This is a genomic window from Flavobacterium mekongense (genome assembly GCF_047038255.1).
GTDB classification, from domain to species: Bacteria; Bacteroidota; Bacteroidia; order Flavobacteriales; family Flavobacteriaceae; genus Flavobacterium; species Flavobacterium mekongense.
In genome coordinates this window covers 1,537,574-1,559,266 of the sequence record NZ_CP174374.1, presented here as the reverse complement: position 1 = coordinate 1,559,266, position 21,693 = coordinate 1,537,574, and the positions used below count along the sequence as shown (strand labels likewise).

Below are 21,693 nucleotides of genomic sequence, written 5' to 3'. Positions count from 1 at the left end.
AGAAATCCCGGCTAGTCCGGGATTTTTTATTGCTATGTTTTGGATAAAAACAAGTTCAACCAATAAAGCCAAGCAGACAAACCCAAATATAGCCACAAAAAAATATTGAAAATGAGTTGATTATTTTTTCCAAGAGGTAGAATTATATCACAATTTGTTTAACTTTGAAAATCCCCGAATTCCATCCTTGAATAAGTAACAATATTTTAAATGCTTTCAATTAAACAGGTATGTTTATGAGTGGAAATATGATTAAAACAAACACTATTGATTATCAGAAGTTGTTTGTTGAATTACCGGGTTTGTACATTATACTATCAACTGACTTAACTATATTAGATGTCAGTGAAAAATTAACCAAAGCAGCGGGAATAGATCGACTGGATATGATAGGAAAAAATTTGTTTGTGGTTTTCCCCGAAAATCCCCATGACAAAACTTCTGACGGACAATCTAATTTAAAATACTCTTTGAATTATGTACTCAACCATAAAACATCACACACTATGGCTGTAGTCCGATACGACGTTAAAAATCCAGAGGGTATATTTGAAGAGCGTTATTGGAGTCCAATTAACAAACCTATTTTAGATGAAAATGGTGAAGTAGACTACATCATACATCGTGTTGAAGAAGTAACCGATTTTGTTCTTTTAACCGAAGAATCAGAAAAAGCATTACAAGAAAACAGTAAACTGGAAAATCAAATAGAACGCATGAAAATTGAAATCATCAAGCGGTCTAAAGAATTAGAGAAAATTAATGCCCAACTTGATGAAAAAGTCATCCTTAGAACACAACATTTAGAAGAAGCAAATAAAACCATCGGAAAGAATGTTGTTGCACTGACCCATCAAAAAAAACAGCTGGAAGATTTTTGCAATATCATCTCTCATAATTTAAGAGCACCGCTGGTTAATATTTCAATGCTTGTTGAAATGGTAGCCGAAAATTCTATCAACGATGAAAACATTATTTTTTTGGAGAAGTTAGACAAAGCTGCCAAAAACCTAAACGAGACCTTTAATGAACTCGTTGAATCTATACAAATTACACAAGACACTGAGATCCCTCATGAAGAAATTGAGCTCGAAAGTTTTACAACCGGCATCATTGATAGTTTACATGGAGAAATCAACAAAACACAAGCAACTGTTGAAATGGACTTTAGCAAAGCACCAAAAGTATGTTACCCGCTAAACTACATGAGAAGCATCTTGCAAAATTTAATCAGCAACTCCTTGAAATATTCTTCTCCTGAAAGAAGACCAATTATCAAAATCAATTCAAAAATAAAAAATGACAGTGTCATCATTAGTATTTCTGACAATGGTTTGGGATTAGACCTCAATAAACACAGTGAAAATTTATTCAAAATCAGAAAAGTATTCCACGATCACCCGGCGGCTAAAGGATTTGGGCTGTTCATTACTAAATCACAAGTGACAGCCTTGGGCGGCAAAATTTGGGTAGAAAGCGAACCCAATGTAGGAAGTACTTTTCACGTAGAACTTATCAACCAATAATATGAAATCACCCAGTAACATCATGCTAGTTGATGATGATGAAATTTTTACTTACATCATCAAAAAAATCATTGAAGAATCCGATATTGCCGAACAAATCAATATATTCAGTAACGGTAGAGATGCAATCAATTACCTTTCGGAGGTTGCCACTGAAGAATCACTTTTGCCTAAAGTTATTTTTCTCGATTTAAACATGCCTCTGTTGGATGGATGGGGATTTTTGGACGAATACATCCGTTTAAAACCTAAATTGTGTAAAAAAATCAATTTATATGTTATCACTTCCTCTGTATCTACTTATGATCATCAAAAATCTAAAGATTACAGTGATATTACCGATTTCATTGTGAAACCTTTAGCCAAAGAAAAATTCATCGCCATTATCAAAAAAATGTCAAACGGGTAATCCAGCTGCCCCTATTACAGTACTTCTCACTAGTTAAAAAAATCTTAACTTTCCTATAAATCTACAAATTAGTATTAATTTGCTAAGGATTTAACATTAACTATTCATCAATACATTTAACGAACCTTATGAACAAAATCAGACTCTCACTATTTTTCTCGATGGCGTTTTTGTTGTGCTCCGGAGTGTCAACAGCTCAAGACAAATCAGATCGCAAAAAGAAAAATAAAAAGGAATTGGCTACAACCAAAACAGATTCCGTAAAAGAAAAAAAAGCTCCAAAACTTTCTATAACTGACAAAGTTAAAAGCTGTAAAAAAACCGAAGGATTATTTACCATTTACCAAGATACAGTAACCGGAAGTATCCAACTTTACATCAAGAAAAGTCAGCTGGACAAAGAATTCATTTACCAAAGTTACTCTATGAATGGCCCAACAACCTTGGGATTGAACCAAAGCATGCACCGAGCCACCAACGTTTTCAATATTAAAAAAGCCAATGATAAAATTGAATTTGGTTTGGTAAATACCAACTTCTATTACGACAAAAATAATGCTGTAAGCAAAACAGCAGGAACCGACATTGCTGAAGCGATTTTCTTAGCCGAAAAAATTGTAGCTAAAGACAGCACCGGATATTTGATTGCTGCCGATGGTTTGTTTTTGAGTGAAAAATTAGACCCTGTAAAACCTATCATGCCACCGGGAATTCCACCGGGCGCTGTTTTCAACTTAGGAAATTTCAATTCGGCCAAATCAAAATACCATAGCATTCGATCGTATCCGAACAATACCGACATCACAGTAGACTTGGCTTATGATAATCCGGCACCTCTGAATGGTGGTGGTGAAGATATAACTGACGCTCGTTATGTTCGCGTTCGCATCCAACACTCTTTCCTAGAAGTGCCTGTAAACCAGTTCAAACCAAGAAGAGATGATCCGCGCATTGGTTATTTCGGGCAAACAGTAACCGATTTAACAAGTGTAAAAGCCACTCCATACAAAGACATTATCAACCGTTGGTATCTAACCAAAAAAGATCCCAATGCTGCCATTAGCGAACCGGTAGAACCAATTGTTTGGTGGATTGAAAATACTACACCATTGGAATACCGTCAAACCGTTATGGAAGCCGGAAACAAATGGAACGAAGCTTTTGAAAAAGCCGGATTCAAAAACGCAGTGGTGATGAAAATCCAACCCGATGATGCCGACTGGGATGCGGGAGATATACGTTATAACGTTATCCGCTGGGTATCTTCTGCTTATCCGAGTTATGGCGCTATCGGACCAAGTTTTGCGAATCCGAGAACCGGACAAATTTTAGGTTCCGATATCACCATCGAATGGTATTCCGGAAGCAGCACGCCCACTATGGACGAATTGTTTTCCTTTAAAAACGAAGGTGCAAGCGAAGCCTTAAATACACATTTCCATAAAGACGGTACGACCTGTACCTTAGCCAATGAATTGAAAAACCAATTCTTAATGGGAACCACTTTTGCCGAAGTCAATTCGGAAGATCCTAAAACCATTTCCAGAGCGCACAAAGAATTTTTGTACTATTTGGTATTACACGAAATGGGACATACTTTGGGCTTAAACCACAATATGAAATCGAGTCAAATGTTAAGTCCGGCCGACTTACACAACACTGCCATCACCGAAAAAATCGGCTTGATTGGTTCGGTAATGGATTATCCGGCCATCAACTTGGCATTGGACAAGACCAAACAAGGAAACTTCTACACCACCAAACCGGGACCATACGATTTATGGGCTATTGAATTTGGCTACAAAGAATTTGACGAAAAAACAGAAGAAGCTGAATTGCAAAAAATCTTAAGTAGAAGCACTGACCCGAGTTTAGCTTTCGGTAATGATGCCGACGATATGAGATCACCGGGTAAAGCCATCGACCCAAGAGTGATGGTAAATGACTTAAGTAGCGATGCCATAGGAAATGCTGAAGAACGTTTCAAAATTGTAAACAGCGTAATGCCTAAATTAAAAGGCAAATACAGTAAAAACGGTGAGAGTTATGCCGAATTAAGAAGTCGTTTTAACATGCTTAACGGACAAAGAAGAAATATGGCTGCTGTGGTTAGTCGTTATGTAGGCGGTGTATTTATCGACCGTAGTTTTGTGGGTCAAAACACCACTGCTAAACCATTCACTCCGGTTTCTAAAGCACAACAAAAAAGAGCTATTGAAGTTTTGAACAAATATGTTTTAGCGCCTAATGCTTTCGATGCTGATGCCTCTTTGTATCCTTACTTGCAAATGCAAAGACGAGGATTCAGCTTTTTCTCCTCTACTGAAGATCCGAAATTGAATGCGATTTATCAATCTATTCAAACCGATGCGACTTTGGGTCACATCTTACATCCTACTACATTACAAAGAATCTCAAACACAAGCTTATATGGCAATACTTATTCGGTAGCCGAAGTAATGACCGATTTAACGAACTGTATTTTCAAAGCAGATTTAGTAGGTAAAGTCAACATGCACCGTCAATACTTACAGACTTACTTTGTAAAAGAAGTGATTGAAATTGCCGATGTAAACAGTCCGAGAAACCGTCATGATGATATTTCGAGAGCTGCCGCTCGTCAAACTTTGAAGAAAATCAAATTGATGTTGGCTACCGCCACTTCTGCCGACGAGAGCACCAGAGCACACAGAAACTACCTCAGTTTCTTAATAGATAACGCCTTGGCTATCAAATAAGCGTAATACACCTAAAACAAAAATCCCAATCATCAGATTGGGATTTTTTTATGCAAATAATTTAAAATCTAATTAAAAACTTCTTCGTTCTCTCCGTCAAAGCTGGCAAAAACCATACTCGGATGTGAATCCTGATGAAATATATTTCCTTTGCTGTCGATAGCAATCGCACCGGCAAAACCATCAAAAGGCTTGAGTTCGTTGAACGTTTTTTCAAAAGCTTGTTCCAAAGTAAAACCATCGGTAACACGAGTAACTATTTTCGCCGCAACAGCACCGCTAACGATATCCTCACCAACACCCGTTAAACTAACCCCGCAAAATTCATTGGCGTAATTTCCGGCTACTGTAGCCGAATCAGAAATCCTACCCGGAATTTCAAATCCTTTTCCTCCGGTTGATGTAGCTACGGCAATTTTTCCATTAGCATCCAATGCCACACAACCAACCGTTCCTAATCCTTTGGAAGCTACTTTGGCTTCATACTCGACACGGCGTTGTGGAATTTCAGTAGAAAACTTTTCAAATCCGTTTTGGCGAGCGAAATTCGTAGCACCGCTTCCGCCCAATACTTTATCGTCATAATCCAACAACACTTGGGCGACTTGTACCGGATTCTTCACTTCTTCAATGTTAATAACACCACTCATTTTAAGAGTCGAACCATCCATTAATGAAGCACTCATGCGAATTTTACCATCACTTTGAATTTGGGAACCAATGCCGGCATTGAACAAAGCATCGTCTTCCAATTGCGAAACCGCATACACTACCGTTTCCAAAGCTGAATGGCTTTGCAAATAAGCATACGAGTCTTTTACAATGCGCAATAAAGCTTGTTGCTTGGCGATTTTGGTTTCAAGATTGGTAGAAGATTCAGAGAAAAAACCGCCGTGGATGATTATTTTCATTTTGAGATATTAGATATTAGATTTCAAATATCAAATATGCTTGAGTTTCAATTCATATTTAATATCTAAAATTTGATATTTAAAATTTAAACGTATTGTGAAGATTTGATCGTCATTTTAAATGTATCCAAATCGAAAGTGTCGTTTTTACTCATCACATGAGTCACCAAATGATTGATAGAGATGGGTTGACCGAGTTCTACTTGGGTTAAATTGGTGTCTTTAATCTCACGCCCGTCAACCAAAATCACCAAACCGGAACCCAAAGCTTCCATTTGGCGACCGTTAGTAATTAACAAACCGGTGTCTTCTCCCAATCCAATCCCTAACACTTTCGGATTGCCGACAACAGCTTGAAACAAACGACCGATACGCCCTCTTTGTACAAAATGGGTGTCAATTACCACGTCGTCAATCAAGCCTAAACCGGACGTAATTTTAACTTCTCCCTTCAGCAAAGCTTCATGACTGCTGCCTTGGTAAATCATATTATTGGAAGCCGCTGCAGCACCGGCAGAAGTTCCGGCGTACACAAAATCTTCGTTTCGGTATTTGCTGATTAACAAATCATCAAAAGGAGTTCCCCCCAAAATAGAAGTCAATCGCAACTGATCACCACCGGTAAACATGACCACATCAGCAGCTTTCAATCGGTTTAAAATGTCAGCTTCCGAGGCTTGTTCTCTTCTTTCAATGTGTAATACATCAACATTGTGAGCGCCTAAATAATTGAAGGCTTTCACGTATTCCGGACCAATTTCACGCGGGATTTTGGAAGCCGTAGTAATCACTTCAATTCTCGACGCTTCTTTATTTTTAGATTCTTTGATGATGCGTTTTAAAATACCTTCTTCAAAGAAATTCAAATTCTGTGGAGCACTCTTGTCCAAATCGGTTTCCGTAAAACTACCTTTGTCAACCGCACCGCCTATAATGATTAGTTTGCCTTGTATATTCATGTCGGTAAAATTAGGAAAAACTTAAAACTTACCAACCCTTTTTCTGTTTTTTAGAGCCAATTTATCAACGAACTTATCAAGAAACGGTATTGGCAAATTGTGTTATATTTGTGCTATGGAAACCAATCAAACCCGTATCAATAAATTCCTGTCCGAGAGCGGTTATTGTTCCCGTCGTGAAGCCGACAAATTATTGGAACAAGGTCGTATTACCATCAATGGAAAAGTTCCTGAATTGGGCACTAAAGTTTCGGCAGATGACGAAATTAGAGTAGATGGAAAACTCATTTTGGAAAAAAGGGAAAAACCCGTTTATTTGGCTTTCAACAAACCGGTTGGGATTGAATGCACTACTAACCGAAAAGTACGCGATAATATTGTGGATTACATCAATTATCCCAAGCGAATTTTTCCTATCGGTCGTTTAGACAAAGCCAGTGAAGGCTTGATCTTTATGACAGATGACGGCGATATCGTAAACAAAATTCTCCGCGCCCGAAACAATCACGAAAAAGAATACATCGTTACGGTGAATCGACCGATTACCGACCGGTTCATAGAACGCATGAGCAACGGCGTTCCGATTTTAGACACTGTAACCCGAAAATGTAAGGTTGAACAAATCAGCAAATACGTTTTCCGTATCATATTAACCCAAGGCTTAAACCGTCAAATTCGCCGTATGTGCGAATATTTAGGATATGAAGTTACAGCCTTAAAAAGAATCCGAATCATCAATATTTCATTAGACGTTCACGTAGGTCGTTATCGAGAATTAACCGATGCCGAGATTAAACAATTGTACCAACTCATCGCTCCATCGAGTAAGACCGAAGAAGCGAGTTTGCCTAAACCAAAATCCAATTTCAATAGCAATAACAATTTCAACAACAAACGCTAAATGCTAAAGACCATTTTATACATAGCTTTAGGCGGCGCTATCGGAAGTGTGCTACGCTTTTTGACTACCGTATTGGTGTCTAAATTTTGGGCCAATCATTTTCCGTTGGCTACTTTTTTGGCCAATGTAGTCGGTTGTTTTTTAATTGGATTGTTTATGGGAATTTTAGACAAAAACCAATTAACCGATAGCAACCTGAAATGGTTTTTAATAACCGGTTTCTGCGGCGGTTATACTACATTTTCCACCTTTGGATGGGAGAACTACAACTTGTTTCAAAATCAAAATTCTCTGTTGGCTTTCGGCTATATCGGCTTGAGTATTTTAATCGGACTTTTTGCCGTTTGGCTCGGACTTTTTGTAACCAAATAAACGCCGTTTACTGAAAAAAATGTAACTTCGCCCTCTATGAAAAAAGAAGACATTTCGGCCATCAAAGAATTATTGGCTACGCCTAAAAAAATTGCTGTCATTCCACATCGAAGCCCTGATGGCGATGCCATGGGCTCTACTTTGGCACTCTATCATTTTTTGTTAAAATTGAACCACCAACCTACGGTGATTGCTCCTAATGATTTTCCAAATTTCTTAGCTTGGTTACCCGGTGCTGAAACGGTAAAGATCTATGAAAATGACAAAGCCAATTGCGCCCAAATCATACAAGAAGCTGAATTGGTTTTTACCTTAGATTTTAACGCTTTGCATCGAACAGGCGAAATGGAACATGTATTGAATAAAGTGACTGTTCCCATGATTATGATAGACCATCATCAGAAACCTGATAGTTATGCCGCTTATACTTATTCGGATACGGCTTTTGGTTCCACTTGTGAAATGGTGTACAATTTTATTGATTTTTTAGGCCAAAAAGAACTAATCGACACCACTATTGCCACCTGTATTTACACCGGAATCACCACTGATTCAGGTTCGTTTCGCTTTCCTTCCACTACAGGCAATACGCATCGCATAGTAGCGGAACTGATTGACTTAGGTATCAACAACAGTGAAATTCACAATTTGTTGTTCGATAACAATTCGTATAATCGTTTACAGCTATTGGGCCGCGCTTTGCAAAACATGAAAGTATTACCGCAATTCAACACGTCTTACATCACGTTATCGCAAAAAGAACTTGATGAATTCCACTATGAAAAAGGCGATACCGAAGGCATAGTGAATTATGGCTTAACCATCAAAGGCATCCATTTTACCGCCATTTTTATAGAACACCGAGACGAAAACATCATCAAAATATCGTTCCGCTCTCAAGGCAATTTTGATGTCAATCAGTTTGCGCGCGACCATTTTAACGGTGGCGGACACATTAACGCAGCCGGCGGAAAATCGTATGAGAGCTTGGCTGAAACTGTGAAAAAATTTGAACAACTAATTTCGAAAACAACCATTTAAATATGAAAAACGCCTCAAAAATAACCGCTATATTGCTTGTTTTGGTGAGTTTTATCAGTTGCAAACAACAACAAGCCCGAATGCCGGTGTCTCGTTCTTCGGGGACATTTATGAAAGAGTCGGTAGAACGCAACAAAAAGCTCGTAGCCGGTGAAGAAGCGCAAATCGATTCTATCATCAAAAGCAATCCGAAGATTAAATACATTGCTTCCAAAAAAGGATATTGGTATCATTATGAAATCCGCAATGAAAAAGACACGCTTCGCCCTAAAAAAGGAGATGTGGCTTCATTTGATTACGAAATCAAAGACTTTGAGGGTAATGTAGTGTACTCTGAAGTGGAATTGAGAACGCAAACCTATGTGGTAGACAAACAAAACATTATGATGGGCTTACGCGACGGTATCAAACTCATGCGCAAAAACGAAAAAGTATCTTTCTTATTTCCATCTCACATGGCCTATGGCTATCATGGCGATAACAAACGTATCGGATCCAATCAACCACTAATTTGCACGGTAACTCTGCACGATTTTAAGCCTGAAACCAAATTAAAAACTGAAAATTAATTGCACTCATGATCAAGAAACTTTTATTATTGACGCTCGTTTCCATTGCTTTTACTTCTTGTAAAGACGAGCATAAAAATTTAAAAGACGGACTATACGCCGAAATTGAAACTTCAAAAGGAAATATAATAGTTGAACTCAATTATAAAAAAGCGCCGATTACTGTGGCCAATTTTGTAACCTTGGCCGAAGGTAAAAATAACTTTGTAACACCCGATTTAAAAGGCAAACCCTTTTTCGACGGCTTGTTGTTTCACCGTGTTATCCCCAATTTTATGATACAAACCGGTGATCCAATCGGTAACGGTTCGGGAGATGCGGGCTATAAATGCAAAGATGAGTTCACCGATTTGAAGCATGACAAACCGGGCGTATTGTCGATGGCGAATTCAGGTCCGAATACCAACAGCAGTCAGTTTTTCATTACCCATGAAGAAACTCCTTGGTTGGATGGCAAACATTCGGTTTTTGGACAAGTAATAGAAGGCCAAGATGTTGTTAATGCCATTGTTCAAGGCGATATGATGAACAGCGTTACCATCATCCGAAAAGGCGAAGATGTGAAAAAGTTTGATGCCGTAAAGGTATTTAATGATTACTTCAAAGAAGAAGTAGAAAATCAAAAAAAACAAGCTTTAATTGATGCGGAGAACAAACGCATATACGACCAAAAATACAAAGCGGTAAAAGAACAAAAAGCGATGTATTTCAATAAACTAAAGGAAAGCGCCACCAAAACCGGCAGTGGATTTAAATTCAAAATCCTTAAAACCACCAACGGGAATAAACCTAAAGATGGTGCTATGATTTATATGAATTACTCCGGTTTTTTAGAAGACGGTACACTTTTTGACACCAGCGATCCGGAGGTAGCCAAACAATTTGGTATGTTTGATGAGCAAAGAGCCATGCAAAACGGCTACTCGAGTTTGCCCTACCAAATGGGCTCTAACAAACTCATTCCGGGATTTGTAGAAGGTGTAAACAAATTAAAATTCGGCGAAAAAGCGGTATTTTTCATTCCGAGTAATTTAGGTTACGGAGAACAAGGCGCCGGAAACGTTGTACCACCTAATGCCAATCTGATTTTTGAAGTAGAACTATTAAATAAATAAACCACATTAACCATGAAAATGAAAATCACCATGCTGTGTTTGCTTGTAGCCGGATTGACCAACGGCTTCGCACAAGTTAAAAAAACCGCAGCACCTAAAGGAAAAGCTCCGGTAGCCGTAAAAAAGACGGTTGCTCCTACTCCTACAAATACCAGCAACGAAGGTATTTTTGCTGAAATCGATACCGATAAAGGAAAAATCGTCATTCAGTTGGAATACAAAAAAACGCCTATCACAGTAGCCAATTTCATTTCATTGGCTGAAGGCACTAATGCTTCGGTAACCGATGAAAAATTAAAAGGCAAACCTTTTTATAATGGACTTAAATTTCACAGAGTTATTGCCGATTTCATGATTCAAGGAGGTGATCCTGCCGGTAACGGTTCTGGTGGTCCGGGTTATGCTTTTAAAGATGAGATTGTAGCCGATTTAAAACACAACCGCGCGGGCGTTTTATCCATGGCCAATTCAGGTCCTAAAACCAACGGTTCTCAATTTTTTATAACCCACAAAGACACACCTTGGTTAGATGGAAAACATACCGTTTTCGGTTTTGTAACTAAAGGTCAAGAGGTAGTTAATGCGATTAAGCAAGATGATGTAATTAAAAAAGTAACCATTGTTCGTAAAGGTGCTGAAGCTCAAAAATTCAACGCTACGAAAGTTTTTGCAGATTATATGGCCAACAAAGCAGCCGATGACGCTAAAGAAGCGGCTATTGTTGCCGAAAACAAAAGAAAGCAAGAAGAATTAGAAAAGCAGAAGAAAGAACAATACAATGCCACTTACGGACCGGTAATGAAAGCCAAAAGTAATGCTTTGGCAGAAGCTAAAGTATCGGCAACCGAAACGGCTTCAGGTTTAAAATACAAAGTTTTACAAACCGGAAACGGCAAAAAACCTACTGAAGGTGCAACAGTTTATATTCACTACGCCGGTTATTTAGAAGACGGAAGTTTGTTCGACAGCAGTTATGAAATCGTTAGCAAAGAGTTTGGTAAATTCGACGAGAACAGAGCCAAACAAAACGGCTATCAACCGTTCCCTTTCCAATACGGCAGAAAAGACGGTTTGATTCCCGGATTCTTAGAAGGATTAAACTTGATGAATTTCGGAGATAAATATTTGATTTTTATTCCTTCGAAATTGGGCTACGGTGAAAGAGGAGCCGGAAACGTGATTCCGCCAAACGCCAATATCATTTTTGAAATTGAATTATTTGAATCGATTCCAACGAAATAATAAAAAAAGAGTCTCAAAATTGAGACTCTTTTTTTTATTCCTTTTTATGCATAAACAAATAATACACCGGAATGCCTAAGGCTACAATCACCAATCCTAAACCGGTATTGACTGTATCATAAATCAACAATGATACGCAAATGGCAGCGGTTAAAACAATATACAAAGCCGGAATAACCGGATAACCGAAAGCTTTGTATGGTCTTTCGGCATTTGGTTCTTTCTTTCTAAGGATAAAAATACCATAGATAGTCAGTATGTAAAACAACAACGAAGCAAAAGTGGCGTAGGTCAACAAATCGCCATACTTTCCGGAGATACACAATATACAAGCCCAAATACATTGAAACCAAAGTGCTTTTTCCGGAACATCGAACTTGTTCAATTCGCCTGCTTTTTTGAAAAACAAATTGTCTTTAGCCATCGCATAAAACAAACGACCGCCGGATAAAACCAAACCGCTGTTACAGCCAAAAGTAGACACCATAATCAAAGCTGCCATTACAAAAACGCCTATATTGCCCATAATCATATTGGCCGCTGCCGCACCTACTCTATCTTGAGCGGCAAACATAATTCCGTTTTCCACTACAGAACCTTCCGGCGATCCGTTTAAGGGTAATAAGGCTAAGTAAGCGATGTTCGCTAAAATATAAATTACAGTTACGATTAACGTTCCTAAAAACAAACTTCTCGGAATATTTTTCTTCGGATCTTTAATTTCTCCGGCAATAAAAGTTACATTGTTCCAAGCATCACTGGAAAATAATGAGTTGATGATGGTGGCACCAATAGCGCCTACTAAAGCCACTCCGGTCAGTTTGGTTACTGTAACCGTTTGGGTGGTTTCATCCAAAACCGTTTTGCTGGCTTCCCAAGTGTTGTTGAAATTATTCGAAAACGTATCGGTGCTGAAACCTATGTACAACCCGAAACCAATGAGTGCAAATAGTGCGATGAGTTTCGCCGAGGTAAAAACCAGCTGTATGACTTTACCGTTTTTTACGCCTTTGGTATTGATATACGTGAGCAACACCACGCTTGCCATCGCTAAAACCTGACTGTTTTTGAAAACAAAACCATCGCCTATTCGAAAGATTTCCTCTTGTAATACCGAAAAGAATACGGCGGTATAATTGGCAAAAGTTACGGCCACAGCAGCGATTACCCCGGTTTGAATCACCGTAAAAACGGTCCAGCCGTAGAGAAAAGAAGCCAACTTTCCGTAAGCGCGTTGGATGTAAACAAACTGTCCGCCGGCGGTTGGCATCATTCCGGCTAATTCTCCATAACTTAAGGCAGCCGACATGGTCAACAAACCGGTAATAAGCCAAGTGATTAAAATCCAGGCAGCGGAACCTAAATCGCGCGCCATGTAAACAGTTACTACAAAAATACCGGATCCTATCATGGAACCGGCAACTATACTGGTGGCATCTATTAGCCCGAGTGAGCGTTTTAATTCTTTTTGTTCTGACATAAGGTTGGTTTAGTGGTTAGTTTTTTCAAATATAGTGAAATAGATGAAAGGGGAAAGGAATAAGGTATAAGTCAAAAATCTAACTTCTATATGCTGATTTCTACAACTTTTTTGCTTCTTCCCAAAAAACGTCCATTTCGGCTAAAGTCATATCCGCTAAAGGTTTACCTAACTCAGCGGCTTTACTTTCCAGATACATGAATCGTTTGATGAATTTTTTATTGGTGCGTTCCAAAGCGTCTTCCGGGTTGACTTTTAGGAATCGGGCGTAATTAATCATGGAGAATAAGACATCACCAAACTCACTTTCTATTTTGTCTTGATTACCACTGTTTACCTCAACTTGCAATTCGTTTAACTCTTCCTGCACTTTGTCCCAAACCTGATGCGGTTCTTCCCAATCAAAGCCTACGCCTTTCACTTTATCTTGAATGCGGCTGGCTTTAACCAAAGCAGGCAAACTTTTCGGCACGCCTTCAAGCACCGATTTCTTGCCTTCTTTGAGTTTGAGTTTTTCCCAGTTCTGCTTGACTTCTTCTTCATTAGCCACTACCACATCGCCATAAATGTGCGGATGTCTGTCGATGAGTTTGTCACAAATACCGTTGGCCACATCGGCTATATCAAAATCGTTGGTTTCGCTCCCTATTTTGGCATAAAAAACAATATGCAAAAGCAAATCGCCCAACTCTTTCTTGATTTCGGGCAAATCGTTATCTAAAATCGCATCACCCAATTCGTAGGTTTCTTCTATGGTTAGATGGCGTAAACTCTCGAGGGTTTGCTTTTTATCCCACGGACATTTTTCACGCAAATCATCCATGATGTCTAATAATCGGTTGAAAGCGTCGAGTTGTTGTTGGCGTGTGTTCATTTGGATATTAGATATTAGATTTTAAATATTAGATTTTGAATATTTGAATGCGATATTTAATATTTGATATCTAACATTTAATATTATGGTAGTAAAAATAAAAAATCCTATCATTGGGACGCAACAATAGGATTTGTATTTATGAAGAAGTAATTAACTATTCTTCTTTTTTTGTTTTTTTCGGTGATTTTTTGACTTTGGCTTCTTCTTTTACCTCATTTACCACTTCTTCCTTAATGGCTTCTGCATTGGCTAATTTTGGTTCTTCTTTAGAAACCAAACCTTTGGCTTGAAGGATGTTGTACCAGTTCAACACTTTCTTGATATCGGATGCATAAACGCGGTCTTCATCGTAATCCGGTAAAATTTCTTTGAAATAAGCTATTAATTTTGCATTGTCTTCTTTGTGAGACAGCGCCGGTCCTTCATTTTCTTTAACAGCAATCGATCTCATAATCTCAGCCAACGGTTTTTCTTCGCTGTAAGTATACATCGAAATCTCCGACAGTAAGCTAACATTACTTCGCATTCCCACAGTAATCTTCTTTCCGTCTAATAGGGATTCTGCTAAAAATCCGGAACGGGTTTGTAATTTCAATTCGTATAAACCCGGCTTACCGGCAATAGCTAAAATTTTCTCTACGTTCATTGTTTTAATTTAATTTAGGGCACAAATATATCAAAGTTCAATGGCAAAGTTCAATGGCAATTGTTAATTTTTTAAATTGCTATCGCTTATTGTCATTGCAATTGTTGTTTTAATTATCTTCCTTTTTTATTGGCAAATTTCATCTTGTAATCGGGTCTGGTTTTGCCTTCCATGATGTTTTGCAATTTCTTTTTGATGAGTGTTTTTTTGAGCATCGAAATTTTATCGGTAAACAATATGCCTTCGATGTGATCGTATTCGTGTTGGATAACGCGTGCAATTAAACCATCAAAAACTTCAGTTTTTTTATTGAAATCTTCATCGTAGTACTCTAAGGTGATACGCTCATTTCGGTATACATCTTCACGTACATCGGGGATGCTCAAACAACCTTCGTTAAAACCCCATTCTTCCCCTTCTTCCTTAAGCATTTTAGCGTTGATAAAGGTACGCTTGAATGTTTTTAGTTGTTCTTGTTCTTCTTTAGACAAATCGTCACTGTCGCTGAAAGGTTCGGTATCAATCACAAACAATCTGATGGCTAAACCTACTTGAGGCGCAGCCAATCCAACACCGTAAGCATTGTACATGGTGTCGTACATATTGGCAATAATTTCTTTTAAGTTGGGATAATCCGGAGTAATTTCCGCCCCTACTTGTCTTAAAACCGGCTCACCGTATCCGTAAATGGGAATAATCATTTTGATATTTGATTTTGGAATTGAGAATTCAGATTGATAAATCCGTCTTCTGGTTTTCTAATTTAAAGGAGCAAAAGTAACAAAAATTAAATCATTTTTCGCGAGAGATAATCTTGCAGTAAAATAGTAGCCGCAATTTCATCTACCAGTGCTTTGTTTTGTCGCTGCTTTTTGGAAAGTCCACTGTCAATCATGGTTTGAAAAGCCATTTTCGAGGTAAAACGCTCGTCCACTCTTTCTACTTTCATATCCGGAAAAGTTTGGGTAAAATCGTTTACAAACTTTTCAATAATCGGAGCACTTTCGGAAGGTAATCCATTCATTTGTTTGGGTTCACCAATCAAGACTTTCGACACCGATTCTTTGGCAAAATAATCTTTCAAAAAAGTGAGAGCAGTATCCGAAGGTATGGTAGTCAAACCTGATGCTATGATTTGCAATTCATCGGTAACGGCTATACCGGTTCTTTTGACACCGTAATCTATGGCTACAATTCTGGGCATTGCGATTAATTTATCGGCTCAAAGGTAGCCAAAATGGTGGTTTTGCCCTTCTGAAATTTAAGAATATTATCTTTTATAGTGTAGCGATCGGTTTGTTCAAGCGCTTTGGCAAAACGACTTTCCAGTTCCATACCAGGACAGGCCATACGGGTCATCGCTGCTTTTGAAAAAGATAACCCAAAAGCAGATGGCATTACATAAGTACCGGTAATATTGTTACATCCGGCATAAGCGGTAAACCTTCCGTCGTTAGAGTTTAATTTGATAAAATACTCTTTGTTTCCGGTTTGCTTTACCACTTTTCCGTTCAAGGTCATCAATCGCCATTGGGTTTCGGCTAATGTAGCCTTTCCAACTGCAGGATTTACCTTTTTGATTACCGTTTGAGCTTCCATACGATTGTTAAGATTAACTTTCGGTGCGTTGTTGTGCTCAGCCATATCTGTTTGTACAGCGTTTTCTTGCTTAGACAAAACGTATTGTAAAGCTGATTTTCCGGTAATCAGTTTACCAGACATGTCTAATTGGGTTACTTTATTTTCACCCACAAAATACTGGTTAGGAGCATTTTCAATATCGTTCAAAATGATTTTGATGCCTTTATCATCCCAAGAAAAGGTACCTTTTTGTTCAAAAACTTTATCGCCTTTGCCTAAATAACGGGTTTGGAGTTTATAGGTGTTATTTTCATTGATACAAAGCACTGTCTCTAATCCTTCACAGTCGGCACAAGGCAGAACGCCTTTGTAAGTTCCGATGTAATCCAAAGATTTCTTAGCATTATGGGCTGCTTCTTCAACTATAGAGTCCATTTTGGCTATGGAATCTTGGGCAGAAGACTGGCTTTCTGTTTGCTTTTGACACCCGAAAAAGACAGTACTTAAAGTCACTAAAAGCAAAAACTTTCTTTTCATGAACACGAAATTTATTGGTTATAAAGGTTGGAACAAACTTACTTAATCTGTCACGTTGATAGCATAATTTAACATTTTTTTGATTTGGCGAATTGCGTTGCAACTTTCTAAAAATGAAACTATCTTTGCCACTCATGCCTTTTGGGCCATCATCAAAAAAGTTAAATTCGAAAACATGACTACATTACAAGATACCATCGAAAAAGCTTGGGACAACCGCGCTTTATTACAAGAAGAAACTACAACTAAGGCCATACGCGAAGTGATTGCTCTGTTAGACGCCGGAACCTTGCGCGTTGCCGAACCAACCGCAAACGGATGGCAAGTAAACGAATGGGTTAAGAAAGCCGTTGTAATGTATTTCCCCATCCAAAAAATGGAAACTTGGGAAGCGGGAATCTTTGAATACCACGATAAGATGCTTCTGAAAACCGGTTATGCCGAAAAAGGCATCCGCGTAGTACCTCCGGCAACTGCCCGATATGGCGCTTACATTTCTAAAGGTGTTATTTTGATGCCGAGTTATGTAAATATCGGCGCTTATGTAGATGAGGGAACTATGGTGGATACTTGGGCCACCGTTGGGAGTTGTGCCCAAATCGGAAAAGACGTGCATCTTTCCGGAGGTGTTGGTATTGGTGGCGTTTTAGAACCGCTTCAAGCCGCTCCGGTTATTATAGAAGATGGTGCCTTTATTGGTTCCAGATGTATAGTAGTAGAAGGTGTTCATGTGGGTAAAGAAGCCGTACTGGGCGCTAACGTATGTTTGACAGCCTCAACTAAAATTATAGACGTAACCGGTTCGGAACCGAAAGAATACAAAGGCTTTGTACCCGAGCGTTCCGTAGTGATTCCGGGTAGTTATACCAAATCTTTTGCCGCCGGCGATTACCAAGTGCCTTGTGCTTTGATTATCGGTACTCGCAAACCTTCAACCGATTTAAAAACCTCTCTCAACAATGCGTTAAGAGAATACGACGTTGCTGTTTAATTTTAAATATCAGAGATTAGATTTTAAACCTAAATCTAATATTTGAAATCTAATATCAAATATTCCTTATGAAAGTACTGGTAATACAAATCAAAATGATTGGCGATGTGTTGGCCAGTACGGTCATTTGTGAAACGATTAAAAAAAATCTTCCAAGCGCCGAAGTCCATTATCTGATTCAGAAAAATACTTTTCCTGTGGTTGATAACAATCCGTTTGTTGACAAAGTCATTTTCTTCGAACCACAAGAACACAAAGGATTTCTAAACTTGTACCGTTTCGGGAAAAGCCTGAAGAAAGAGCAATACGACATCGTTATTGACGCTTATGGCAAATGGGACAGCATATTGCCTGCTTATTTCTCAGGGGCAAAAACCATCGTTGGCCATTACAAATGGTACACTACATTTTTCTACACCAAAACGGTAGTTCCTGATGCCGATTGCAATGCGACAGCCAATGCTTATCGCCTATTGCTTTCCAAAACAGCTTTGGGTAAAGAAGTGGAAATGATTTTTCCTCAAATTCATTTACGTGACGAAGAAAAGGAAAAAGCCAAAACAGCTATCCAAGAAAATTGCGACACTTCCAAACCGATTTTTATGATTGGGATTTTAGGTAGCGGGAAAAACAAAAGTTTGCCACCGAAATACATGGCCGAGACTTTAGACCTGATTACAAACACCAAAGACGTTCAATTGCTTTTCAACTATATGCCGAATCAATTGGAGGAAGTCAGAGCTATTTATGATTTGTGCTCACCGGCTACTAAAGCCAAAATCAATTTGGATTTTTATGCCAAAAGTCTGCGTGATTTTATCGCCCTACAATCGCAATGCGATGCGCTGATAGGCAATGAAGGTGGCGCTACCAACATGGCCAAGGCTTTAAATGTGCCTACGTTTACCATCTACGCGCCTTGGATTAACCGAACTTCATGGAATATCAAGGAAGAAACCGGATTTTACGACATCGTACACTTGCGTGATTACCATCCGGAATTGTATCAAAAGCACGCCAAAAACTACAAAGCATTGGCTTTTGAATGGTACGAAAAATTGAAACCGGAATTGTTTGCCGAAAAATTAAAAGCGTTTGTGCTTAGAGTGACGAAGTAAACTTGTCCAAATACCATTGTACTTGTTGTTCCAACCCTTTTTTGAACGTTACTTTCGGTTCGTAACCCAGTAATTTTCTGGCTTTGTCTATTACCGCCGAGGTTTTTTCCTGGTCGCCTTTGCGCGCCGGTTTATGATCGATAATCAACTTTTTATGCATAATTTCTTCTACCAAGTTGATGCCTTCTTGGGTAGTGTGCACTTCATCTGTCCCTAAGTTGATGACTTCCCCGTTCACTTCCTCTTCTTTCCCGATAATAGCCACTAAGCCATCCACGATGTCACCTACATAAGTAAAACTTCTTTCGTGTTTAACACTGCCTTCGAAAAGCGGAAAAGCTTTGTCAGCATACAAATTCTCTATGAGTTTGGTGTACAATTTTTCCGGACGTTCTCTAGGTCCGTAAACAGAATACAAACGAATAGAACAAGCCTTTAACTTACCCAAACGTTGTTGCCCTAAGACCAATTGCTCAGCAGCCAACTTGGTACTGCCGTAGAAAGAGATAGGTTTAGCCGGCACATTTTCATCTACATTGGCCACCAAACCGTACACGGAAGAAGTCGCTATATTGATAAAAGATTTTACATTCGGATTGTACTTGGCTACCGCATCGAGCAAGTTTTGGGTAGCAAAAATATTGTTGGTCACATAATCGCTTAGTGGCGTTTCGGCTGAAATTCCGGGTTGCGCGGCTAAATGATAAATAAAATCATAAGGATTTTGGAAGACCGTTTGCAGGTTGTCATTCAAATCAATTTCGATGACTTCAATACCTTTAGCATTTAAATCGGAGGCATTTAAACGTTTTAAAGTCGGACTGTAATAATCGTTAAAATTATCCAATCCCACTACTTCATGACCTAAATCGCGTAGTTTTTCACAAAGATGTGAGGCAATAAAACCCGCTGCTCCGGTGACTAATATCCTCATAAATTATAGGTTGTCTTTTTTGATACCGTAAGGCGTCCAAACTATTTTTTTGTCTTTTACTTCTTTGCGGATGGCTAAATTAGCCGCTAATGATTCCGGTGTTTTATAGCCACGCGGATGATCTAAATGCAATACGATGGCTTTGTGTCGGATTTGCTTTCCTTTGATGCCGTTATTTTCCAAACGTTCTCCGAATTCTCTATCCGGTCCGCCGTATTTCATGCGCTCATCATAACCGTTAATAGCAATCATGTCTTCACGAAAACCGGAAGAATTACAATTGTTGAACGATGCATTAGTTGGAGAAATAAAATCTAATATGTTAGCCGACAAATCATTCGCACCTATTTTTAAAGCATTCGACAGGTTGAGTTTGTCGATGCTTTTCAGCCATTTTAAGTCGAAACATCTGCCGGAAAGTATATCATCTTTGGCAATTTCTTTACTCAACTTCATAGACAATTTACAATAACCTCCGGAAAGGAATCGGCCTCTTTGGGCGTATTTGGCATGGATTTCCACAAAATCTTTTCGCGGAATACAATCACCGTCAGTCATAATAATGTACTCGTGAGCCGCTTCCATGATCGCCACATTTAAAATTTCCTGACGGCGATAACCTTGGTCTTCGTGCCACAAATGACGTACAGGAACAGGATAATTTTGGGCATAACTATCAATCAATTCCTTGGTTGAAGGTTGGGAACCGTCGTCGGCAATAATCAATTCAAAGTCTTTGTACGTTTGAACACTGTAGCCGATTAATACTTTCTCCAACCATTCTTCGGCATTGTAAGTACTAACAATAACTGATATTTTCATATTGGGTAATTATGTTGCAAAGGTAATTATATTTTCAATTTATCAATCCCATTCTCAATGCGGATTACTTTGTGCTTTTTATTGTAACGTCGTATTTCCATATTGTGCTTTATTTTTTCGGCATTGGCATACCCTCGGGCGTGATCCAAATGCAGGCAAATGGCACTGTACCGAATTTGTTTAGACAACATACCGTTATTAAACATACGCTCGCCTAATTCTCTATCCATACCACCGTAATCCATGGCTTCGTTAAAACCGTTTACCGCCAATATATCTTGCTTGAATCCTGAGGAATTATGGCCATTCCAAGAGCGTTTGGTTGGCGTTATCCAATTCATAAAAGCCGCAAAATATTTGCTATGGGTAAGTTTCGACAATTTAAAATTGGTTTTCAAACCCATTTTCAAAAGCCAGGCTATTTCAAAACATTTTTGATCCAATATGTCTTGATCAGTAATGGATTCGGAAAGAGACATCGGCAATTTAAAATAACCGCCGGAAAGAAAAAAACCAACTTCTTTTTCTCTGAGATGAACAGCAACAAAATCCTTACGCGGAATGCAATCACCATCGGTAAAAAGCAAATAATCGGAACCGGATTGTAAGATGGCTTTGTTCAAGATTCTCGATTTTCGGAACCCTTTATCTTCGTGCCAAACATGCAAAATCGGGTATTTAAATTTTCCTTGAAAAGCGGCAATCACTTCAGCCGTTTTGTTTGTCGAACCATCATCAGCTATAACCACTTCGAAGTCTTTTTCGGTTTGAACAGTGAAGCCCAAAAGTACTTTGCGCAGCCATGCTTCCGAATTGTAAGTAGTGATAATTACTGATAATTTCATTTCATTTTAAAAATGAAAAATACAATTTTAAAGACAACTTAAGCTGATTTTTATTGTATTTTTTTTGAGTTATAATATT

General features: G+C 38.6%; 22 protein-coding genes. 11 read left to right on the top strand and 11 right to left on the bottom strand.

Annotated elements, in window-relative coordinates:
• Positions 1-236: 236 nt before the first annotated feature.
• The 3 genes from ACJG85_RS06655 to ACJG85_RS06645 all read left to right on the top strand — a co-directional run bounded on the left by ACJG85_RS06655 (position 237) and on the right by ACJG85_RS06645 (position 4,673).
• Entirely contained in the window at positions 237-1,526 is a 1,290-nt protein-coding gene (locus ACJG85_RS06655) for a PAS domain-containing sensor histidine kinase (RefSeq protein WP_412463630.1), read from the top strand.
• 1 nt (position 1,527) lies between these two features.
• Positions 1,528-1,935, top strand: coding sequence for a response regulator (locus ACJG85_RS06650; protein WP_409677287.1), 408 nt, complete (start codon positions 1,528-1,530; stop codon positions 1,933-1,935).
• Positions 1,936-2,063: 128 nt separating this feature from the next.
• On the top strand, positions 2,064-4,673 hold the full coding sequence (locus ACJG85_RS06645) for a zinc-dependent metalloprotease (protein ID WP_412475967.1): 2,610 nt from the start codon (positions 2,064-2,066) through the stop codon (positions 4,671-4,673).
• Between the two features lie 68 nt (positions 4,674-4,741).
• Here the strand turns inward: ACJG85_RS06645 and ACJG85_RS06640 are convergent, their stop codons facing one another.
• Positions 4,742-5,584 carry an isoaspartyl peptidase/L-asparaginase gene (locus tag ACJG85_RS06640; RefSeq protein ID WP_412475966.1) on the bottom strand — a complete coding sequence of 281 codons (843 nt, stop codon included), beginning with the start codon at positions 5,582-5,584 and terminating at the stop codon, positions 4,742-4,744.
• 86 nt (positions 5,585-5,670) lie between these two features.
• On the bottom strand, positions 5,671-6,543 hold the full coding sequence (locus tag ACJG85_RS06635; protein ID WP_412475965.1) for a cyanophycinase: 873 nt from the start codon (positions 6,541-6,543) through the stop codon (positions 5,671-5,673).
• A 115-nt stretch (positions 6,544-6,658) separates the two neighbouring features.
• On the opposite strand from ACJG85_RS06635, the gene rluF reads away from it, so the two are divergent.
• From rluF to ACJG85_RS06605, 6 genes are read left to right on the top strand one after another with little or no spacing between them, the layout of a single operon-like run.
• Entirely contained in the window at positions 6,659-7,444 is a 786-nt protein-coding gene (rluF, locus tag ACJG85_RS06630; RefSeq protein WP_412475964.1) for a 23S rRNA pseudouridine(2604) synthase RluF, read from the top strand.
• Positions 7,445-7,816, top strand: coding sequence for a fluoride efflux transporter CrcB (gene crcB, locus ACJG85_RS06625; protein WP_412463626.1), 372 nt, complete (start codon positions 7,445-7,447; stop codon positions 7,814-7,816).
• 36 nt (positions 7,817-7,852) lie between these two features.
• Positions 7,853-8,857, top strand: a complete 1,005-nt coding sequence (locus ACJG85_RS06620; protein ID WP_409677276.1) for a DHH family phosphoesterase — start codon at positions 7,853-7,855, stop codon at positions 8,855-8,857.
• 2 nt (positions 8,858-8,859) lie between these two features.
• On the top strand, positions 8,860-9,426 hold the full coding sequence (gene gldI, locus ACJG85_RS06615) for a gliding motility-associated peptidyl-prolyl isomerase GldI (protein WP_412475963.1): 567 nt from the start codon (positions 8,860-8,862) through the stop codon (positions 9,424-9,426).
• A gap of 8 nt (positions 9,427-9,434) precedes the next feature.
• Positions 9,435-10,541: a peptidylprolyl isomerase gene (locus ACJG85_RS06610; protein ID WP_409677272.1), complete on the top strand. Its 1,107-nt coding sequence runs from the start codon at positions 9,435-9,437 to the stop codon at positions 10,539-10,541.
• A 12-nt stretch (positions 10,542-10,553) separates the two neighbouring features.
• Positions 10,554-11,783 carry a peptidylprolyl isomerase gene (locus ACJG85_RS06605; RefSeq protein WP_412475962.1) on the top strand — a complete coding sequence of 410 codons (1,230 nt, stop codon included), beginning with the start codon at positions 10,554-10,556 and terminating at the stop codon, positions 11,781-11,783.
• A gap of 34 nt (positions 11,784-11,817) precedes the next feature.
• Here ACJG85_RS06605 and ACJG85_RS06600 read toward each other — a convergent pair whose 3' ends face one another.
• The 6 genes from ACJG85_RS06600 to ACJG85_RS06575 form a co-directional block, all read right to left on the bottom strand.
• Positions 11,818-13,263, bottom strand: a complete 1,446-nt coding sequence (locus tag ACJG85_RS06600; protein WP_412475961.1) for an APC family permease — start codon at positions 13,261-13,263, stop codon at positions 11,818-11,820.
• A 100-nt stretch (positions 13,264-13,363) separates the two neighbouring features.
• A complete protein-coding gene (mazG, locus tag ACJG85_RS06595; RefSeq protein WP_412463622.1) occupies positions 13,364-14,137 on the bottom strand; it encodes a nucleoside triphosphate pyrophosphohydrolase in 774 nt (257 codons plus the stop codon).
• A gap of 157 nt (positions 14,138-14,294) precedes the next feature.
• Positions 14,295-14,786, bottom strand: coding sequence for a DUF5606 family protein (locus ACJG85_RS06590; RefSeq protein WP_412475960.1), 492 nt, complete (start codon positions 14,784-14,786; stop codon positions 14,295-14,297).
• 113 nt (positions 14,787-14,899) lie between these two features.
• Positions 14,900-15,487: a peptide deformylase gene (gene def / locus ACJG85_RS06585; protein ID WP_412463620.1), complete on the bottom strand. Its 588-nt coding sequence runs from the start codon at positions 15,485-15,487 to the stop codon at positions 14,900-14,902.
• A gap of 86 nt (positions 15,488-15,573) precedes the next feature.
• The gene (ruvX, locus tag ACJG85_RS06580; protein ID WP_412463619.1) at positions 15,574-15,990 is read right to left on the bottom strand and encodes a Holliday junction resolvase RuvX; all 417 of its coding nucleotides are present in this window, start codon (positions 15,988-15,990) and stop codon (positions 15,574-15,576) included.
• A gap of 5 nt (positions 15,991-15,995) precedes the next feature.
• A complete protein-coding gene (locus tag ACJG85_RS06575) occupies positions 15,996-16,904 on the bottom strand; it encodes a copper resistance protein NlpE N-terminal domain-containing protein (RefSeq protein WP_412463618.1) in 909 nt (302 codons plus the stop codon).
• Positions 16,905-17,079: 175 nt separating this feature from the next.
• Here ACJG85_RS06575 and ACJG85_RS06570 point away from each other — a divergent pair, with 175 nt between their 5' ends.
• Together ACJG85_RS06570 and ACJG85_RS06565 are read left to right on the top strand one after the other, a co-directional pair.
• The gene (locus ACJG85_RS06570) at positions 17,080-17,895 is read left to right on the top strand and encodes a 2,3,4,5-tetrahydropyridine-2,6-dicarboxylate N-succinyltransferase (RefSeq protein WP_412465174.1); all 816 of its coding nucleotides are present in this window, start codon (positions 17,080-17,082) and stop codon (positions 17,893-17,895) included.
• Between the two features lie 68 nt (positions 17,896-17,963).
• On the top strand, positions 17,964-19,013 hold the full coding sequence (locus tag ACJG85_RS06565; protein ID WP_412475959.1) for a glycosyltransferase family 9 protein: 1,050 nt from the start codon (positions 17,964-17,966) through the stop codon (positions 19,011-19,013).
• Here the strand turns inward: ACJG85_RS06565 and ACJG85_RS06560 are convergent.
• Genes ACJG85_RS06560 through ACJG85_RS06550 form a run of 3 tightly spaced genes read right to left on the bottom strand, consistent with a single transcriptional unit; the run spans position 18,997 to position 21,614 of the window.
• Positions 18,997-19,947 (bottom strand): NAD-dependent epimerase/dehydratase family protein, encoded by a 951-nt coding sequence (locus ACJG85_RS06560; RefSeq protein ID WP_412475958.1) that lies wholly within the window; start codon positions 19,945-19,947, stop codon positions 18,997-18,999. The genes ACJG85_RS06565 and ACJG85_RS06560 overlap by 17 nt on opposite strands.
• 3 nt (positions 19,948-19,950) lie before the next feature.
• On the bottom strand, positions 19,951-20,769 hold the full coding sequence (locus tag ACJG85_RS06555; protein WP_412475957.1) for a glycosyltransferase family 2 protein: 819 nt from the start codon (positions 20,767-20,769) through the stop codon (positions 19,951-19,953).
• A gap of 26 nt (positions 20,770-20,795) precedes the next feature.
• Positions 20,796-21,614 (bottom strand): glycosyltransferase family 2 protein, encoded by an 819-nt coding sequence (locus ACJG85_RS06550; RefSeq protein WP_412463615.1) that lies wholly within the window; start codon positions 21,612-21,614, stop codon positions 20,796-20,798.
• Positions 21,615-21,693 lie beyond the last annotated feature (79 nt).

Coding starts and splice junctions, on each gene's coding strand:
- ACJG85_RS06605 (WP_412475962.1), top strand. CDS start 10,554: ATGAAAATGAAAATCACCATGCTGTGTTTGCTTGTAGCCGGATTGACC.
- def (WP_412463620.1), bottom strand. CDS start 15,487: ATGATTATTCCCATTTACGGATACGGTGAGCCGGTTTTAAGACAAGTA.
- ACJG85_RS06560 (WP_412475958.1), bottom strand. CDS start 19,947: ATGAGGATATTAGTCACCGGAGCAGCGGGTTTTATTGCCTCACATCTT.
- gldI (WP_412475963.1), top strand. CDS start 8,860: ATGAAAAACGCCTCAAAAATAACCGCTATATTGCTTGTTTTGGTGAGT.
- ACJG85_RS06555 (WP_412475957.1), bottom strand. CDS start 20,769: ATGAAAATATCAGTTATTGTTAGTACTTACAATGCCGAAGAATGGTTG.
- ACJG85_RS06650 (WP_409677287.1), top strand. CDS start 1,528: ATGAAATCACCCAGTAACATCATGCTAGTTGATGATGATGAAATTTTT.
- ACJG85_RS06635 (WP_412475965.1), bottom strand. CDS start 6,543: ATGAATATACAAGGCAAACTAATCATTATAGGCGGTGCGGTTGACAAA.
- mazG (WP_412463622.1), bottom strand. CDS start 14,137: ATGAACACACGCCAACAACAACTCGACGCTTTCAACCGATTATTAGAC.
- ACJG85_RS06575 (WP_412463618.1), bottom strand. CDS start 16,904: ATGAAAAGAAAGTTTTTGCTTTTAGTGACTTTAAGTACTGTCTTTTTC.
- ACJG85_RS06590 (WP_412475960.1), bottom strand. CDS start 14,786: ATGAACGTAGAGAAAATTTTAGCTATTGCCGGTAAGCCGGGTTTATAC.
- ACJG85_RS06565 (WP_412475959.1), top strand. CDS start 17,964: ATGAAAGTACTGGTAATACAAATCAAAATGATTGGCGATGTGTTGGCC.
- rluF (WP_412475964.1), top strand. CDS start 6,659: ATGGAAACCAATCAAACCCGTATCAATAAATTCCTGTCCGAGAGCGGT.
- crcB (WP_412463626.1), top strand. CDS start 7,445: ATGCTAAAGACCATTTTATACATAGCTTTAGGCGGCGCTATCGGAAGT.
- ACJG85_RS06655 (WP_412463630.1), top strand. CDS start 237: ATGAGTGGAAATATGATTAAAACAAACACTATTGATTATCAGAAGTTG.
- ACJG85_RS06640 (WP_412475966.1), bottom strand. CDS start 5,584: ATGAAAATAATCATCCACGGCGGTTTTTTCTCTGAATCTTCTACCAAT.
- ACJG85_RS06610 (WP_409677272.1), top strand. CDS start 9,435: ATGATCAAGAAACTTTTATTATTGACGCTCGTTTCCATTGCTTTTACT.
- ACJG85_RS06550 (WP_412463615.1), bottom strand. CDS start 21,614: ATGAAATTATCAGTAATTATCACTACTTACAATTCGGAAGCATGGCTG.
- ruvX (WP_412463619.1), bottom strand. CDS start 15,990: ATGCCCAGAATTGTAGCCATAGATTACGGTGTCAAAAGAACCGGTATA.
- ACJG85_RS06570 (WP_412465174.1), top strand. CDS start 17,080: ATGACTACATTACAAGATACCATCGAAAAAGCTTGGGACAACCGCGCT.
- ACJG85_RS06645 (WP_412475967.1), top strand. CDS start 2,064: ATGAACAAAATCAGACTCTCACTATTTTTCTCGATGGCGTTTTTGTTG.
- ACJG85_RS06620 (WP_409677276.1), top strand. CDS start 7,853: ATGAAAAAAGAAGACATTTCGGCCATCAAAGAATTATTGGCTACGCCT.
- ACJG85_RS06600 (WP_412475961.1), bottom strand. CDS start 13,263: ATGTCAGAACAAAAAGAATTAAAACGCTCACTCGGGCTAATAGATGCC.